15 protein-coding genes are annotated in these 16,599 nt (G+C 62.4%); 4 read left to right on the plus strand and 11 right to left on the minus strand.

Annotated elements, in window-relative coordinates; genetic code table 11:
• Positions 1-8: 8 nt before the first annotated feature.
• The 11 genes from CN933_RS01585 to CN933_RS01635 all read right to left on the minus strand — a co-directional run bounded on the left by CN933_RS01585 (position 9) and on the right by CN933_RS01635 (position 12,824).
• On the minus strand, positions 9-530 hold the full coding sequence (locus tag CN933_RS01585) for a hypothetical protein (RefSeq protein WP_018095558.1): 522 nt from the start codon (positions 528-530) through the stop codon (positions 9-11).
• A gap of 106 nt (positions 531-636) precedes the next feature.
• Complete coding sequence (locus CN933_RS01590; protein ID WP_018095557.1) at positions 637-1,773, minus strand: ABC transporter substrate-binding protein; 1,137 nt, start codon at positions 1,771-1,773, stop codon at positions 637-639.
• A 1-nt stretch (position 1,774) separates the two neighbouring features.
• On the minus strand, positions 1,775-2,506 hold the full coding sequence (fhuF, locus tag CN933_RS01595; protein ID WP_018095556.1) for a siderophore-iron reductase FhuF: 732 nt from the start codon (positions 2,504-2,506) through the stop codon (positions 1,775-1,777).
• Positions 2,507-2,534: 28 nt separating this feature from the next.
• Complete coding sequence (locus CN933_RS01600; protein WP_018095555.1) at positions 2,535-4,709, minus strand: TonB-dependent siderophore receptor; 2,175 nt, start codon at positions 4,707-4,709, stop codon at positions 2,535-2,537.
• Between the two features lie 407 nt (positions 4,710-5,116).
• Complete coding sequence (locus CN933_RS01605) at positions 5,117-6,544, minus strand: gamma-aminobutyraldehyde dehydrogenase (RefSeq protein WP_018095554.1); 1,428 nt, start codon at positions 6,542-6,544, stop codon at positions 5,117-5,119.
• A 27-nt stretch (positions 6,545-6,571) separates the two neighbouring features.
• Complete coding sequence (locus CN933_RS01610) at positions 6,572-7,387, minus strand: ABC transporter permease (protein WP_018095553.1); 816 nt, start codon at positions 7,385-7,387, stop codon at positions 6,572-6,574.
• Entirely contained in the window at positions 7,377-8,327 is a 951-nt protein-coding gene (locus CN933_RS01615) for an ABC transporter permease (protein ID WP_102761200.1), read from the minus strand. The genes CN933_RS01610 and CN933_RS01615 overlap by 11 nt, the downstream gene beginning before the upstream one ends.
• A complete protein-coding gene (locus tag CN933_RS01620; RefSeq protein WP_018095551.1) occupies positions 8,324-9,319 on the minus strand; it encodes an ABC transporter ATP-binding protein in 996 nt (331 codons plus the stop codon). Before CN933_RS01620 ends, CN933_RS01615 begins: the two co-directional genes overlap by 4 nt.
• Before the next feature lie 191 nt (positions 9,320-9,510).
• Entirely contained in the window at positions 9,511-10,671 is a 1,161-nt protein-coding gene (locus CN933_RS01625; RefSeq protein WP_018095550.1) for an ABC transporter substrate-binding protein, read from the minus strand.
• A 122-nt stretch (positions 10,672-10,793) separates the two neighbouring features.
• Entirely contained in the window at positions 10,794-11,702 is a 909-nt protein-coding gene (locus CN933_RS01630; protein WP_018095549.1) for a LysR family transcriptional regulator, read from the minus strand.
• 99 nt (positions 11,703-11,801) lie between these two features.
• Positions 11,802-12,824: a LacI family DNA-binding transcriptional regulator gene (locus CN933_RS01635; RefSeq protein WP_018095548.1), complete on the minus strand. Its 1,023-nt coding sequence runs from the start codon at positions 12,822-12,824 to the stop codon at positions 11,802-11,804.
• A 267-nt stretch (positions 12,825-13,091) separates the two neighbouring features.
• Between CN933_RS01635 and CN933_RS01640 the strand changes: the two genes are divergently transcribed.
• From CN933_RS01640 to CN933_RS01655, 4 genes are all read left to right on the plus strand, one after another.
• Complete coding sequence (locus CN933_RS01640; protein WP_018095547.1) at positions 13,092-14,426, plus strand: ABC transporter substrate-binding protein; 1,335 nt, start codon at positions 13,092-13,094, stop codon at positions 14,424-14,426.
• Between the two features lie 100 nt (positions 14,427-14,526).
• Positions 14,527-15,474: a carbohydrate ABC transporter permease gene (locus CN933_RS01645; protein WP_018095546.1), complete on the plus strand. Its 948-nt coding sequence runs from the start codon at positions 14,527-14,529 to the stop codon at positions 15,472-15,474.
• The gene (locus CN933_RS01650; protein ID WP_018095545.1) at positions 15,471-16,412 is read left to right on the plus strand and encodes a carbohydrate ABC transporter permease; all 942 of its coding nucleotides are present in this window, start codon (positions 15,471-15,473) and stop codon (positions 16,410-16,412) included. Before CN933_RS01645 ends, CN933_RS01650 begins: the two co-directional genes overlap by 4 nt.
• The gene (locus tag CN933_RS01655; RefSeq protein WP_018095544.1) at positions 16,409-16,597 is read left to right on the plus strand and encodes a hypothetical protein; all 189 of its coding nucleotides are present in this window, start codon (positions 16,409-16,411) and stop codon (positions 16,595-16,597) included. Before CN933_RS01650 ends, CN933_RS01655 begins: the two co-directional genes overlap by 4 nt.
• Positions 16,598-16,599: the final 2 nt, after the last annotated feature.

Genomic DNA, 16,599 nt, shown 5'->3' on the forward strand with positions numbered 1-16,599 from the left:
ATTCGCCGTCAGCGTCGACCGGCACCTCTGACTTCGCTTACCTTATAGGTCCATTTCGGTGCAGTCGGCGCTTCATCCGGCCTGTAGGGGAAGGTCAGGAACGTCTCGAATGGGCGGTTCTGGCCGCCCGGCACCCGGAGCAGGATGAGAGCCGTATCCTCGCCGATACGTGTGCAGGCATCCTGCGGGCAGTCCTCGAGCGTCACCGTGAGGCGGAAATATTCGAGCGTGACGTCCGACGCATTGGCTGCGGTGCCACGGACCCGAAAGGTGCGCTCAGTTTCGTTCGGTTCGAACGCCATGTCCCGCAGGGTGATGTCGGCGACGGTCAGCCCGGCGGCGGGCCGGCTCGGGGCCGGCTCCGGGGCTTTGTCCGGAGCAGCTTCGTTCAGCCAGACGAGAAAAGCGACGCTCAGCCCCAGCGCAACCGCAATGGACAGGACCGGTTCGATCCAGCTGCGGAAGCGACCGTAACGGGCCGCGAGATACACGATCGCCAAGCCCAACGGTAACGCAATCAGCCACGCCATGAAGTTCCTCCTGCGAGAACCTTATATAGGGCGAGGCGGCGCTGGCAATCTTTGGGCACGCCCGGTCGACACCCTTCTGCCAATCCGGGGCAGGTTCAGCCGGCGGTCATTTCTTCAAACTGATCCAATAGATGCCCTCGAAGGGAACTGCAGCGAAGCGCCGGTCGATTTCGGCGAGCGTCGCCGCGGGATCGACGTCGGGAAAGAGGTCGGGGCGAAGCCAGGAGGCAAAGGCTTCCGCCGCGACGATGTTCAGCGGAACGGCGTTGAAGAAATTCCAGAGGCCGTGCACACGCCCGTTGCGGACGGCCGCGATGCTCTCCATCACCGGCTTGTCCACGGCCTGCGCCAAGGTCCGCTCCGCCTCTTCGGCCTTGACGCCGGGCCCGATCGAAAAGCCGCTATATTTGCCGCCCGGCGACGAGGTGGCGATATAGACGTCCGGGTTCTCGGCCATGACGGCTTCCGCGTTCATCATGCCGCCCGGGCGCGGCAGCGCGCCCTCGGCGATGTTGCGGCTGCCGGTGACGGCGATGAATTCGCCCAATCCCCCGACGCCGTAGGCCCAGCAGCAACGGTCTGGCGCGGGAAACGCTTCCATGAGGACTTTAGGGCCGGGCTCGGAACTCTTGGCGACGCGATCGCGGATGCGGGCGAGACGTTCCTCATAGAAGCGGGCGAACTCCTCCGCCTGTTCTTCTCTCTCGAAAACCCTGCCGAGGAGACGTATGTTGGCAGGCGTGTTTTTGAGTGCTTCGTTGTTGAAGTCCACGACGATGACGGGCACGCCGGTGCTCTCGAGGTATTCCATCGCGCGCTGGCCGGTTTCCGTATCCGCCTGCCAGTTGGCGAGAACCGCAAGATCGGCCTTCAGCGTCAGGATCGTTTCGAAGGAAAGGCCCGGTCCGCTGCCGTCGTCGATCAGCGGCACGTCTGCGAGCTTCGGAAACTTGCGAACGAAGCTCTCATAGATTTCCGGATTGTCGCCTTTCATGTCGCCGGACCAGCCGGCGAGCAGACTTACCGGGTCCGGATGGATGAGCGAGAGGGCGACGAGATTGAAGCCGCTGCCGAGAAGCACCGCCTTGGGGGGCGCGGGGATCGTTACCTGTCTTCCGACTGCGTCCGTGACCGTGATCGGCCATTGTGCCTGCGCCAGCGCGGCGAACGGGAAGAAGAGGATCGACAGGAGGGCAATGGCCTGAAGGAAGAGGCCGCGGCGGCGTGGGTATGGACGAGACAAGCTATTGTTTCCTTTGGCTTGGAAGGGCGCAGAGGCTGCCGCAGCTCGGAATGCCGGGGAGGAGATATCTCAGACAGCAGATCTTGCGCCGACAGACGCGCGTCCCGTCTTCTTCCTCCTGACGCAGACAGTCGAAGAAAGGATTGGGAGCGCCGTTGGGCATCAGACGGCAGCCGACCATGGCATCGGCCTGGTCGCTCATGGGGTCGGTTCCGGCGGTTCGAAGCGCATAATCGATGTAAACGGCGGCATTGTTCCAGGCGAGCCTCGGCGATATGCCGCCGGCCGCCTTGAGATACGGGACCACCTTGGCAAGATGCTCGTCCATGAGCGAGCCGATCAGGGCGAAGATGTCACGCCCGTCATCGTCGCGCCACTGACCTGCCGTCGCGACCCCGAAGGCGCGCGGCAGCCCGTCGTCCGAGAGCGCCACCGTCATTTGGTCGAAGTCCGCCGGCAGCGCCTGGTGGTCCAGCACCCGGGCGACGACATAGGGGATGGTCAGGGCGGAGAAATAATAGAGCGACCACATGGAGGCGACGGCGCGGCGGTCGGTGCCGCCGGAGGCCTCGGCATAGTGCGAGAGCGTCCGGTCAAAGGCGCCGGAGGCGAAAAATTCCGGGAGCGAAATGCCGTCGGAAAGATTCGCCGACAGCATCATCTTCTCGTTGCACCAGGCATGCGGGCCGGCAAAGGCCGCCGACAGACCTTTCGGCTCGTCGACTACCGCCATGCCCTCATGCCCGGCTGTTGTCATGAGCTTACCAGTTGTAACGCAGCGAGCCGATGACCATGCGGCCCTGATCGCGATGGCAGTAGCCGGCAGTGCACACGGCCTCGCGGCGGTCGAAGAGATTGGTGGCATTCACCTGCAGATGCAGACCCTCATATTTCTGGTCGATCGCTGCGAAGTCGTAGCCGACGGAAGCATCGAAGAGAACACGCGAACTATTCTTGAAGGTGTTTTCGTCATTACCGTAACTCGATCCCACGAAACGCGCGCCTCCACCCAGGCTGAATCCGTAAAACGGGCCATCTTCCGGCAATGTATAATGAGCCCAGATCGATGCCATATGCTGTGGTGCGGAAGATACATAGTTGCCGATCGTGCCTTCGGGGCCTTGAATGATTTTGACATCGGTATAGGCGTAAGAAGCGATAAGCGAAAGGCCGTTGTCAAGGCTGGTGTTCGCTTCGATTTCGAAACCGCGCGAACGCAGTTTGCCGCGCTGGACCTGTATGTTGGTGACGCCGTCCGCCTCTAAATAAAGGCCATTCTTCTGATCGATGTTGAAGAGAGCGGCCGTGATCAGCGTATTGCTGTTCGGCAGGAGGTACTTGACGCCGACTTCCTGTTGTTCGCTCTCGGTCGGTTTGAACGGCTGGTGCGTTTCCTGGTTGATGCCGGCATTGGGTGTGAAGGCCGTCGAGTAGCTTATATAGGGCGCCAGTCCGAAGTCGGTCTGGTAGGTGAGCCCTATGCGGCCGGAGAACTCCTTGTCCTTCTGCGAAACCGACGTCAACGAATCGCTGGCAAGGTCGGTGGTGTCCGTATCGGTCGATACCCAGTCGTAGCGTCCGCTCACCGTCAACGTCCAGGCGTCGTAGCGGATCTGGTCTTGCAGATATGTGCCGAGCTGCCACTGGTCCTGGACCGTACGGGTGTTGAAGTCTATCGGGTCGACCGGACGGCCCTGCGTCGGATTGTCGGTATCGAGCGGCGGCGACACGCCGCGTCCGTCGAGCGCACGGAAACGCAGTTTCGTATAGTCGATCCCCGCAAGCAGCGTATGCTCCAGAGCGCCGGTGTCGAATTTGGCTTCGAGCTGGTTGTCGATGACGAACGCGGTCAGCCGCTCGTCATAGGTGCCGGCGGCGCTGTCGAGCAAAGTCGGGTCGTCAGCATTCGGGGCGTAGGCGAAATCCCAGTCGGCGTCGATGTTCAGCGTGGATACACGCGCATTCTGGCGCAAGACGAAGGTGTCGTTGAGCCGGTGCTCGAATTCGTAGCCGATGCGCCCCTGCTTCTGTATTGAATCGTTGAAGTCGGGGTTGCCGGCAAATATGTCGGTCACTTCGCCGGTCAGCGGGTCGTTGTAATAGGTCGCGGTGCCTCCGGTCTTGGTGCGCGAATACTCGCCGAGAACCGTCAGCTTCGTGTCTTCGTCCGGCTTCCAGGTGAAAGCCGGTGCGATATAGGCGCGGTCGTCCGCAAGGCCGACCTGCTCGGTGTCGGCATCGCGCAGCAGGCCGGTCAGGCGATAATAGACCGGGTCGGTTTCGTTCACCGGGCCCGAGAAGTCGAACTGGCCCTGATAGCGGTCGTGACTGCCGTATTGGACCTGCACCTCTCTCAGCGCGTCTTCCGTCGGCCGCTTGGTGATGAGGTTGTAAAGACCGCCGGCGCCTGTTGCGCCATAGAGGGCCGAGGAGGGTCCGCGCAGGATCGAAACGCCTTCGAGCCCGTAGGGTTCGTTCTTGAAGACCGAGTCGACAGCCGCCGGCTGGCGGAGATTGTCGCGGAAGATGCCGGTAAAGGTTACGTCGAAACCGCGGACGAAGAATGCGTCGAAGCGAGGATCGAAACCATAGGCGCCCACGCGTGTGCCCGGCGTATAGGCGAGCGTCTCCAGCAGCGTCTGCGGGTTGCGGTCCTTCAATTGCTGTTCGGTCACCGTGGAAATCGATTGCGGAGTCTCGAGGAACGGCGTGTCGACTTTGGCGCCCGTGGCGCTGCTGATGCCGACATAGCCTTCGGCCGTGATCACGCCGCCACTGCCGTTGACCACCAGCGTTTCGAGCTCGGTCGAATTGCCGCCGGAAGCGGCTTCCTGTTCTGCTTGCTGCGCCTGGGCCGTGGCGACAAGGGCGAGGGCGGACGTTCCGGCGAGGGCAGCGCGAATGAGGGGCAGGAGGAAGGCGGATTTCGAGGGCATGCAACGCAACCTTATAGAGATATAAGTTATGTTCTATAAGATGAGCTATTCACTCATGATTGTTGCGGGCGCAAGCTCTTTTCATGACTTTTTCAGTCATGTTCCGGAAGTATGTGTGAAAAGTGCAACATCGGCGAACGCGCGGGCAGGGGAGCGGCCGGCCCGTGAGGGTTTGGATGGGCAAGTGGAGTGCGACGCGGCATGCCCCCAGAGCATTTCAATGTTTCATGGAAACCTTGAAATGCTCTAACCGATTGATCCAAAACACTTCCGGACGGAGAACCGTTACACTTTCCTGGAAGCGCTCTAACCTCTCTCGATGAGGCGAGGGACCGGGGCGAGGCTGCCGCGGGCCGCCTCGCCGGACCTGCGGCAGACGGTTGCCCGCAGGATGGGGCGCGGCAAATTCACCCGTGATTGATCATGATGTGACGGACGGCGGTGTAGTCCTCCAGCGCATAGACCGACATGTCCTTGCCATAGCCCGACTGCTTGATGCCGCCATGCGGCATTTCGTTGGTCAGCATGAAATGGGTGTTGATCCAGGTGCAGCCGTATTGCAGGCGGGATGCCGCTCGCATCGCCTTGCTGATGTCCTTCGTCCAGACCGAGGAGGCGAGGCCATAATCGCTGTCGTTCGCCCAGGCCACGGCATCGTCCTTGCCGGTGAAGCGCGTGACGGAGACGACCGGACCGAAGACTTCGCGGCGGACGATCTCGTCCTCCTGAGTGGCGCCCGCGACGACCGTCGGTTGGAAGAAGAAGCCTTGCTCGCTGCCCGTGCCGCCGCCGGTGGTGATCTCGATGTGCTTCTGATCGGCGGCCCTTTCGACGAAGCTTGCCACGCGGTCGCGCTGGCGCCTGGAGATCAGCGGACCGATCTCGTTTTCCGTGTCGTCGTCGAGATTGTAGCGGATGGTCGAGACGGCCGATGTGAGGTCGGCGACGAGTTTCTCGTAGATTCCGGCTTCGGCATAGATGCGGCAGGCGGCGGTGCAGTCCTGACCGGCATTGTAGTAACCGAAGGTGCGGATGCCGTTGACCACCGCCTCGAGGTCGGCGTCGTCATAGACGATGACCGGCGCCTTGCCGCCGAGCTCGAGATGGGTGCGCTTCACCGTCTTGGCGGCGGCCGCGAGCACCTTCTTGCCGGTGGCGATGTCGCCGGTGATCGATACCATGCCGACCTTCGGATGGTTGATCAGCGCGTTGCCGACGGTTTCGCCGCGGCCGGTGATGACGTTGACGACGCCTTCGGGGAGAATGTCGGCGAGGAGCCGCGCGAGCTTCAGCGCCGTCAGCGGCGTCTGCTCGGATGGCTTGAAGACGACGGTGTTGCCGCCGCCGATTGCCGGCGCCAGCTTCCAGGCCATCATCATCAGGGGATAGTTCCACGGCGCGATCGAGCCGACGACCCCGATCGGGTCGCGGCGGATCATCGACGTATGGCCCGGCAGATACTCGCCCGCCGTCGGCGCATGCAGATTGCGCACCGCGCCGGCGAAGAAGCGCCAGCAGTCGATGATCGCGGGCAACTCGTCGTTCTTCACCGCATTGATCGGCTTGCCGCAGTTCAGCGCCTCCAGCGCGGCGAATTCATCGGCTTCTTTCTCGATGGCATCGGCGACCTTCAAGAGGGTGTTGGAGCGTTCGGCCGGCGTCGTCTGCGACCAGCCGACGAAGGCGCGCTCGGCAGCGTCGACGGCGGCGTCGATCTGCGCGTGGGAGGCCTCGGCGAGGTCGATGATCCCGGCGCCCGTCCTCGGATTGAGAATGTGTTCCTCGGCCTCGGTTCCGGCTTCGAAGCGCGATCCGATCAAGAGCTGGGTGTCCATGTCTGTTCTCCCTTCAAGTGCGAAATGTCATTTGCCGGCGCCGGCGATCTGGTCGCCGTCGCGGGTCAGGTAATACGCGCCGAGGATCGGCAGGAAGGTGGCCATCACGACGACCATGGCGACGACGTTGGTCACCGGGCGCTGACGCGGGCGGATCAGCTCTTCCAGCATCCAGATCGGCAGGGTCGATTGCTGCCCGGCCGTGAAGGTCGTCACGATCACCTCGTCGAAGGAAAGCGCGAAGGCGAGCATGCCGCCGGCGAGCAGGGCCGTGCCGATGTTCGGCAGGATCACGTAGCGGAAGGTCTGGAAACCGTCGGCGCCGAGATCCATGGAAGCCTCGATCAGCGAGCCGGAAATCCGGCGGAAACGGGCGACCGCATTGTTGTAGACGACGACGATGCAGAAGGTCGCGTGGCCGAGCACGATGGTCCAGAAGGAGAAGGGGATGTCGGCCATGGAGAAGGCCGAACGCAGCGCAATGCCGGTGATGATGCCGGGAAGCGCGATCGGCAGGATAACGAGGAGCGAGATCGTCTCCCGGCCGAAGAAACGGGTCTGGCTGACGGCAGCGGCGCACAGGGTGCCGAGGACGAGGGCGACCGCAGTCGCGATCGAGGCGACCTTGACGGAGAGCGTCAGCGCCGCCCAGACATCCGGCCGGTTCCAGGCGACGGCGAACCATTGCGTGGTAAGCCCCGGCGGCGGAAACTGGTAGCTCTTTTCCTCGGTGGTGAAAGCGTAGAGAAAAATCAGCAGGATCGGCAGATGCAGGAAAGCGAGGCCGGCGGCGGCAGCGATCTTCAGACCCAATGGAGCGGAATTCGCCTTCTCAGAGCGCATCGAAGGCCCCCATGCGTTTGGCCATCCAGAGATAGGCGCCCATGATGACGATCGGCACGACCGTGAAGGCGGCCGCGAGCGGAATGTTTCCGGCGGTGCCCTGCTGCGCGTAGACGGCCTGACCGATGAAGAGCCGCGACGAGCCGACGATCTGCGGAATGATGTAGTCGCCGAGCGTCAGCGAGAAGGTGAAGATCGATCCGGCGACGATGCCCGGCAGCGCGAGCGGAAAGAGCACATGGCGGAAGGTCTGGGCGGGCGTTCCGCCGAGGTCCGAGGAGGCTTCGACCAGATTGGCCGGCACGCGCTCGAGCGCCGCCTGGATAGGCAGGATCATGAACGGCATCCAGACATAGACGAAGACGATGAAGGTGCCCGTATAGCTGACGGACAGCGAGTTGCCGCCGACGACCGGAAGAGATAACCAGGCATCGATCAGCCAGAGAAGGTTCAGCTTTGCGAAGAACCAGGTCAGAATGCCTTCCTTGGCGAGGATCAGCTTCCAGGCATAGATCTTGACGAGATAGCTCGACCAGAGCGGCAGCATGACGGCGAGATAGAAGAGCGCCTTCCATTTCCCGCGCGCGTAGCGGGCGGCGTAATAGGCGATCGGAAAGGCAATGAGCGCCGAGACGAGCGTCACCAGAGCGGCCATCGAGACGGTGCGGATGATGATGTCCAGATTGGCTTCGCTCAAGAGCTGCCGATAGGTCGCAAGCGTGAACTCGTAATTTATGAGCCCGGAGAAGTCGTCGATCGAAAAGAAGCTCTGCAGCAGCAGCGCGAAGAGCGAACCGAGATAGACGATCCCGAGCCAGAGAAGCGGCGGTGCGAGAAAGATCGCCAGCAGCACATGCGGGTGCCGCCAGAAAAAATCCGAAAGGCGGCCGGCCGGGCTGCGGCGCTGCGGAAGAACGATGCATTCGGCGACGATCGTCATGCGTCCTCCATCGGGTGGAGGTCGTGCGCGGCGAAGCTGATCGTGACCGGACTGCCGACCGCGGGAACGCGACGGGCCGCCGGGCTCGCCACGGCGATGCGGGCACCTTCGACGTCGATCACGATGCGGTTGGTGGCGCCGAGGAAGCTCTGCGAAGCGACGGTGCCGGAAAGGCTCAGCGCTCCGTCGCTCGGCGGCGCGAGGGTGACGGCCTCCGGGCGGAGACTCGCGAAGGAAGCCTTCAGTCCCAATCTGCGGCAGAGGTCCTCCGAAAGCACGTTGGAGGAGCCGACGAAATCGGCGACGAAACGGGTCTGCGGGCGGTTGTAGACTTCTTCCGGGCTTCCGAGCTGCTGAATACGGCCCTCGTTGAAGACGGCGATCCGGTCGGCCATCGACAGGGCTTCGCCCTGATCATGGGTGACGAAGACGAAGGTGATGCCGAGGGACTTCTGCAGCGTCTTCAATTCCTCCTGCATCTGTTCGCGAAGCTTCAGATCGAGCGCGCCCAACGGCTCGTCGAGAAGCAGAACCTTGGGCTTGTTGACGAGCGCGCGGGCGAGCGCCACGCGCTGGCGCTGGCCGCCGGAAAGCTGTCCGGGCCGGCGCGTGCCGTAGCCCGGAAGCTTCACCATGGCGAGCGCATCCTCGGCCGCCCTGCGGCGCTCCTCGCGTCCGACGCCCTTGACCATCAGGCCATAGGCGACGTTGTCGAGAATGGAGAGATGCGGGAAGAGGGCGTAGTCCTGGAAGACGGTATTGACGCTGCGCCGATACGGCGGCACGCCTTCGGCAGTCTCGCCGAAGATCTCGATATGGCCTCCGGTCGGCTGCTCGAAGCCTGCCATCAGCCTCAGGCAGGTGGTCTTGCCCGAGCCCGACGGACCGAGCATCGCGAAGAACTCGCCCTCGGCGATCGCAAGGTTCACGCGATCGACGGCACGGACGGCGCCGAAATAGCGGGAAACATTGTCGAAGAGGACGGCGGTCATAGGGATACTCCAGGTAATTATTGCCGCTCATCCGCCTGCTGGCACCTTCTCCCCGCTTGCGGGGAGAAGGGACTCGCGGTCGGTGCCTCGCCTGTATTCCGGGGCGAGGCCTTTGCGGAAGCGTTCCCTGTCCCCGCGAGCGGGAGACGGCCAGGATGAGGGGCGATGCTTGCGACGCGGTTGAGACCGGCTTACCGCCCGCCGATGACGCCGATATAGTCGGAGACCCAGCGATGATAGGGCACGCATTCGCCCTGGCTTTCGCATTTCGTCACGGGCGTCTTCCAGAATTTGACCTTCTCGAAGTCGTCATAGCCGTTGGTCTTGCAACCCTCGTCGGTCAGAAGATCGTTGCCCTTGCAGGCGGCACCGACCGAGGGATTGGCGCCGAACCAGGCGGATACATCGCCCTGGACCTTCGGCGAGAGCGAATGCTCCATCCACATATAGGCACAGTTCGGATGCTCGCTGTCGGCATGCAGCATGGTCGTATCGGCCCAGCCCGTCACGCCTTCTTCCGGGATGACGGAAGCGATCGGCTGCTTCTCCGCCTGCATCAGGTTGACCTGGAAGGGCCAGGAGCCGGAGGCGACGACGCCCTCGTTCTTGAAGTCGTCGATCTGGATCATCGCATCGTGCCAGTAGCGCCCGACGAGGGTGCGCTGGGTGCGCAACAGATCGAGTGCGGCCTTGTACTGATCTTCGTTGAGCTCGTAAGGATCCTTGATGCCGAGATCGGGCTTGTGCGCCATCAGGTAGTTGGCGGCATCCGCCACATGGATCGGACCGTCATAGGCCTGGACGCGGCCCTTGTTGGATTTGCCGTCGGGCAGCGTCATCTCCTCGAAGACGACCTTCCAGCTCTTCGGCGGCTGATCCTTGAAGGCCTCGGTGTTGTACATCAGCACGTTCGGGCCCCAGACATAGGGGGTGCCGTAATGGACGCCGTTGGCGGTGTGCCACGGGGCGTTCTGCATGCGTTCGTCGATCGTTTTCCAGCTGGGGATGAGATCTGTATTGATCGGCTGGACGCGCTTTCCAGCCACGAGGCGCAGCGATGCGTCTCCGGAGGCCGTCACCAGGTCGAAACCGCCTTCGTTCATCAGCGCGACCATTTCGTCGGAGGTCGCCGCCGTCTTGACGCTGACCTTGCAATCCGTCTTCTTCTCGAAATCGGTGACCCAGTCGTAGTTCTTGTCGGTCTCGCCGCGCTCGATATAGCCCGCCCAGGCGACGATCGAGAGCGCACCTTCGCCCTGACCGAGCTCTTTCAGCGGCTCCTGCGCCAGCGCGGGGGCGGCGAGGCCCAGCGACAGGGTAAGTGCCGTGCAGGATTTCAGGATCTGCTTCATCGGAAGTCTCCCCAGTTTCATGCCGTTAGCGGCTTTGTTCCCGGATCGAAGCGTGCCTTGGTTTCTCCGTATTCGCAAATTCATTAATCAGAATGCCGATATCGGGATTTCCGATATCGCGGTCATCGCGGGCGGGCGCTGCGCAGCGCTTCGGCCACGCCGACGAAATCGCGCGCGGACTGGGGCAGGCTCGAACCCTTGCGCCAGACCATGCCGACCTGCACGACCGGCAGCGCCCCGGAAACGTCGCGGCTTTCGATCCGGTCGCCTTCGAGCGACCACGGTCGGTAGACGAGATCAGGCAAAAGCGCGATGCCGGCACCGGTCGCGACCAGGCTTCTGACCGCCTCCACGGAGCGGGTGCGGAAGGCGACATGCGGACGCGCGCCGAGCGCCGTCAGGAGTTTGCCGGTATTCTCCTCGATCTCGTCCACCGTCAACATGATCAGCGGCTCTCTTGCGATATCCTCGACCGAGATGATGTCGGCGCTGACGAGCGGGTGGCCGATCGGCAGCCACAGTCGGTAAGGGGAGGTTTCCAGGATTTCCGCCTGCAGCGCCATGCGGTCGCGCAGGTTCGAAATGACCATCACGGCGACGTCGAGCTCGCCGCCGATCAGGAGGTGCTCGAGATAGGAGCCGTTGTCCTCGATGGCGCTCACCTCGATGCCGGGGCAGGCGCGGCGGTAGCGGGCAAGCAGGTCGGAGAGCACATAGCCGGCGACGAGGGACGTGACCCCGAGATTGAGCTTGCCGCCACGTTCCTCGCGGCTGTCGGAGAAGCTGCGCCGCGCATCGGAGACATCGGCGAGGATCTTGGTCGCGTGGCGCAGAAACTGATGCCCATTATGGGTGATCGCAAGGCCGCGGGGGTGCCGGTCGAAGAGCTCGACCCCGAGATCGGTTTCGAGCTCCTTGATTGCCTCGGTGATCGATGATTGAGAGATGGAGAGGTTCTGCGCCGCGCGGGTGACCGAGCCCTGCTCGGCGACGGCGACGAAATATTGCAACTGCCGGAGTGTGAATGCCATGTGCGAATTAACACCGTGCGCCGCAGGGAACGCAAGCACGGCGTGAACTGCGGCAGGGGTGACGCATTTCGTCTCGCACGCCGGAGCGACGCTGTTGAGTTAGAGATTTTCCCGCAGGAGGATCTCGATCCGTATGCGTTCCTGTGCCGCGAGAGGCTCGCGTGCGTCGGTGCGTGCTCTCATAATGCGGATTGCGCTTCGCACGGCGTGGCCGGGATCTTGCGCAATGACGGCATCGACCCGGTCGTCGCGTAGCGCCTCCTCGGTGAAAGGGGTCCGTTCGTGGACGACGACGGCAAGGTTGGTCAGATCGATGTTCGCGCCGATCGCCGTCAGGGGCATGCGCGCTTCCGAACTGAGCACATAAACAGCGGCGATGTTGGCTTGGTTGCCGAGCACGCGGGCGATGACTTCCTTACCCCGCCGCTCGTCGGCATGGGTTTCGATCGATGGCAGAGGCGTGAGATGGGGAAATTGCTCATTGATGACGGTATCGAAGCCGTGCCGACGCTGGATGCTGTCCATCGACTGCATCGTCTCCGCGACCACCATCACCTTGCCGGGCGTGCGACAGGTGAGCCTGCCGATCAGCTTTCCTGCCGTTGCTCCGGCTGCAAAATTGTCCACCCCGACGAAATCCGCCTCGGGCAGCTTTTCCTGGCCCGAGAGAAATTGAACGACCTTGATATTTCTTTCGAGAAGGCGTGCGACGGCATCGCGCACCTGCGGTGATTCCGGAGCCATCAGGGCGACCCCATCGACCTCATGCCCGTCGATGCCGGCGAGATATTTCGCGACCCCATGGGCGTCGTCGACGGGAATCTGGACATAATCGATGTCGATCAGGTCGCCCTTGAGCGCACCCTTCGACTCCTCGACGCGCTCAAGCAATTCACGGAGATAGAGGTCGCCGGATCTGGGAAATACAAACCGGAACCGATAGCTCTTGTTCCGCGCAAGGCTCACTGCAGCGGGGTTTCTAATAAACCCAATTCGTTCAATGGCTTCGTTGACGCTTCTGATTGCCTTCTTGCTTACATGGGGACGGTCGTTCAAAACACGATCGACGGTCGCCAGGCTGACGCCGGCCGCTTCTGCAAGGTCTTTGGCTGTTGGCCGCATGAGGGCTCCTGACGCGATCTGCACAGATCACGTTTCTCGCAAAATCGGAAAAAACGCAAGAATTGACGTGCGCACCTCAAAAATAGCTTGAATTGAGGTGCGCACGTCAATATGACTCTGCTGGCCGTGGCATGCTGGAGGAGCCGCAGGCCACAGAGGCGGCGCGGAGGAGAACAGACCCGCCGGGAAGTTTTTCGCGCCAAGTGCCCGCAAAGGGCGTGTTCAGCCTTCCGATGGGGTCGGAAGGCGAGGGAGGAGGTCCCCGCCATGACATTTCGCAACACGAGATCACTGGCCGCTTTCGGTACGCTTCTGGCTGCCGGCGTCGCATATCCAGGTCAGGCCAGCGCCAAGGACCTGACGCTGTGCTGGGCCGCGTGGGATCCGGCCAATGCGCTCGTCGAGCTCAGCAAGGATTTCGAGGCCCAGAGCGGCATCAAGATGAAGTTCGAATTCGTGCCGTGGCCGAACTTCGCCGACCGCATGCTCAACGAACTCAACTCCGGCGGCAAGCTCTGCGATCTGATGATCGGCGACAGCCAGTGGATCGGCGGCGCGGCCGAGAATGGTCAGTACGTCAAGCTCAACGATTTCTTCGACAAGGAAGGGATCAAGATGAGCGACTTCATTCCGGCGACCGTGGTCGGCTACGCCGAATGGCCGAAGAATTCTCCGAACTACTGGGCGCTGCCCGCCTTCGGCGACGTTGTCGGCTGGAGCTACCGGAAGGACTGGTTCGCCCGCCCCGAGCTGCAGGCGGAATTCAAGGAGAAATATGGCCGCGACCTGGCCGTGCCGAAGACCTTCGGCGAGCTGAAGGACATCGCGCAGTTCTTCCAGAAGCGCGAGATCGACGGCAAGACGGTCTATGGCGCGGCGATCTACACGGAGCGCGGCTCCGAGGGCATCACCATGGGCGTCATGGACGTGCTCTACAGCTTCGGCTTCAAATACGAGAACCCGGACAAGCCCTATGAACTGGAAGGCTACGTCAATTCGGCGGAAGCCGTGAAGGGTCTGGAGTTCTATAAGGAACTCTACGATTGCTGCACACCGCCCGGCCACTCGGATGCCTACATGTCCGAGGACATCGACGCGTACAAGTCCGGCCAGGTCGCGTTGCACATGAACTTCGCCTTCACCTGGCCGGGCATCAATGCCGACGCCAATGTCGGCGGCGAGAAGTCCGGTTACTTCCCCAACCCGGCAGGGCCGGATGGCGCTGCCTATGCGCAGCTCGGCGGGCAGGGCATTTCGGTCGTCTCATCCTCGCAGAAGCAGGAGGATGCGCTCGCCTACATCAAGTGGTTCGCGCAGCCTGAAATCCAGCAGAAATGGTGGCAGATGGGCGGCTACTCGGCGCTCCGGAAAGTCGTCGAGGATCCGGGTTTTGCGACGAGCCAGCCCTATGCGCAGACCTTCCTCGATTCCATGGCCATCGTGCAGGACTTCTGGGCGGAGCCGAGCTACGCCTCGCTGCTGCAGGCGGCGCAGAAACGCTTCCATGATTATGTCGTCGCCGGTCAGGGCTCCGCGCAGGATGCGCTCGACGGTCTCGTCAAGGACTGGACGCAGGTCTTCGACGACGAAGGCAAGTACTGACGTCATCGGCCGGACCCGCGCCTCCCAGCGGGCCAGGGCGCAGCCGGAGCCGGGGATCTGCCCCGGCTCTGCGCCGCCCACGTGCTACAGGGGAATACCAATGCTGAAATCATCCGTGGACCGGGTCGCCGAGGCGACACCGCACGCCATCGCCAGACGCATGCATGGTCTGTCCGACCGTGCGCTCGCCTGGCTCTTCGTCGCCCCGTCGATCGTGCTGCTTCTGGCGGTCAACATCTTTCCGCTCATCTGGACGATCCGGTTGAGCTTCACCAATTTCCGGGTCAACCGGCCCAATGCCGAGGTCGAATTCGTCGGCCTAAAGAACTACCTGAAAATCCTGTCCGACCGGGATATCTGGCTGACCATGCAGGCGACAGCCCATTTTCTGATCTGGACCATCGTGCTTCAGGTCCTGATCGGCTTCACGCTTGCCTATCTCATCAACAAGAAGTTCCGCGGCAACGATCTGTGGACCACGATCATCGTGCTGCCGATGATGCTGAGCCCGGCCGTGGTGGGTAATTTCTGGACCTTCCTCTACCAGCCGCAGATCGGCCTCTTCAACTATGCGGTCGGCTTTCTGACGAGCGCGGACCCCTCCAGCTTCTCGATGATCGGCGACGTGTCGCTCGCCCCCTGGGCCATTATCATCGTGGATACCTGGATGTGGACGCCCTTCGTCATGCTGATCTGCCTTGCGGGTCTGCGCTCCATTCCGCCCAGCATCTATGAGGCGGCCGAATGCGACCGCGCCAGCAAGTGGCGGCAGTTCTGGACGATCACCATCCCACTCGTCCTGCCCTTCCTGATGCTCGCCGTGCTCTTCCGCGGCATCGAAAACTTCAAGATGTTCGACCTCGTCGTACAGCTGACCGGCGGCGGGCCGGGCTCGATCACCGAACTCACCTCGATCAACCTCAAGCGCGAAGCGTTCGAGAAATGGCGCACAGGCTATGCCTCCGCCTATGCGGTCATCCTCTTCGTCACGGTCTTCGGTCTCGCCTCGATCTATGTCAAAGCCCTGAACAAGGTGAAACAACGATGAGTAGCTATTCCGTCGCCGAGCCGTCGCTCCGGCAGAAATGGTTCGCGGGCTTCCTGGTCGTGGTCTACGCCTTGATCACCATCCTGCCGCTCGCCTGGATCATCGCGACGAGCTTCAAGAGCCCGTCCGACGCCATCGCCTATCCGCCGAAGACCTTCTTCACGCCGACGGTGGAAGGGTATGTCAACGTTTTCACCACGCGTACGCGCCTTTCCGAGGAGCAGCTCCAGGCGCTCGGCGAGCCCACGACCTGGTACGACAAGCTCGTACGCAAGGATGGGCTGGTCATTTCCGGCCCCTCGCGCTTTGCCGAGCGCTTCACAAATTCGGTGATCATCGGCTTCGGTTCCACGGTGCTCTGCATCGTGCTCGGCACGGCCGCCGCCTATGCCTTCTCGCGCTTCAGGGTGCCGCTAAAGGATGACCTTCTCTTCTTCATCCTGTCCACGCGCATGATGCCGCCGATCGCCGTCGCCATCCCGATCTTCCTGATGTTCCGCTCGCTCGGCCTCAGCGATACCCATGCCGGGATGATCCTGCTCTATACGGCGGTCAACCTGTCGCTCTCCGTCTGGCTGCTGAAGGGGTTCATCGACGAGATCCCCGTCGAATACGAGGAGGCGGCGCTGATCGATGGCTACACCCGCTTCCAGGCCTTCTACAAGGTCGTGTTGCCGCAGGCAGCGACGGGCATCGCCTCGACCGCGATCTTCTGCCTGATCTTCGCCTGGAACGAATATGCCTTCGCGGTGCTGTTGACATCCGGCAACGCCCAGACGGCGCCGCCCTTCATTCCCACCATCATCGGCGTCAGCGGCCAGGATTGGCCTGCCGTCGCCGCCGGAGCCACGCTCTTCCTCGTGCCGGTCATGGTGTTCACCATCCTTCTGCGCAAACATCTCCTGCGCGGCCTCACCTTCGGAGCAGTCCGCAAATGACACGATTTCTCAACGGCCTCCGGCATTTCAGGCGCAGCGCCTGGGAAATGCTGGCCTCGGTGCTGATCGCGGCGGGTGTCGTCATGCTGATGCAGCCCTTCGCGCTTGCGCTCTACTCCTGGTCCTTCGTCATAACCCTGCTGGGCACGGTGATGTTCATCATCGTCAGCCATTTCCCGGAGTAGGC

It is taken from the genome of Sinorhizobium sp. M4_45 (assembly GCF_002885915.1).
Classification (GTDB): Bacteria; Pseudomonadota; Alphaproteobacteria; order Rhizobiales; family Rhizobiaceae; genus Sinorhizobium; species Sinorhizobium meliloti_A.

Coding starts and splice junctions, on each gene's coding strand:
- CN933_RS01585 (WP_018095558.1), bottom strand. CDS start 530: ATGGCGTGGCTGATTGCGTTACCGTTGGGCTTGGCGATCGTGTATCTC.
- fhuF (WP_018095556.1), bottom strand. CDS start 2,506: ATGGCGGTAGTCGACGAGCCGAAAGGTCTGTCGGCGGCCTTTGCCGGC.
- CN933_RS01600 (WP_018095555.1), bottom strand. CDS start 4,709: ATGCCCTCGAAATCCGCCTTCCTCCTGCCCCTCATTCGCGCTGCCCTC.
- CN933_RS01605 (WP_018095554.1), bottom strand. CDS start 6,544: ATGGACACCCAGCTCTTGATCGGATCGCGCTTCGAAGCCGGAACCGAG.
- CN933_RS01610 (WP_018095553.1), bottom strand. CDS start 7,387: ATGCGCTCTGAGAAGGCGAATTCCGCTCCATTGGGTCTGAAGATCGCT.
- CN933_RS01615 (WP_102761200.1), bottom strand. CDS start 8,327: ATGACGATCGTCGCCGAATGCATCGTTCTTCCGCAGCGCCGCAGCCCG.
- CN933_RS01620 (WP_018095551.1), bottom strand. CDS start 9,319: ATGACCGCCGTCCTCTTCGACAATGTTTCCCGCTATTTCGGCGCCGTC.
- CN933_RS01625 (WP_018095550.1), bottom strand. CDS start 10,671: ATGAAGCAGATCCTGAAATCCTGCACGGCACTTACCCTGTCGCTGGGC.
- CN933_RS01630 (WP_018095549.1), bottom strand. CDS start 11,702: ATGGCATTCACACTCCGGCAGTTGCAATATTTCGTCGCCGTCGCCGAG.
- CN933_RS01635 (WP_018095548.1), bottom strand. CDS start 12,824: ATGCGGCCAACAGCCAAAGACCTTGCAGAAGCGGCCGGCGTCAGCCTG.
- CN933_RS01640 (WP_018095547.1), top strand. CDS start 13,092: ATGACATTTCGCAACACGAGATCACTGGCCGCTTTCGGTACGCTTCTG.
- CN933_RS01645 (WP_018095546.1), top strand. CDS start 14,527: ATGCTGAAATCATCCGTGGACCGGGTCGCCGAGGCGACACCGCACGCC.
- CN933_RS01650 (WP_018095545.1), top strand. CDS start 15,471: ATGAGTAGCTATTCCGTCGCCGAGCCGTCGCTCCGGCAGAAATGGTTC.
- CN933_RS01655 (WP_018095544.1), top strand. CDS start 16,409: ATGACACGATTTCTCAACGGCCTCCGGCATTTCAGGCGCAGCGCCTGG.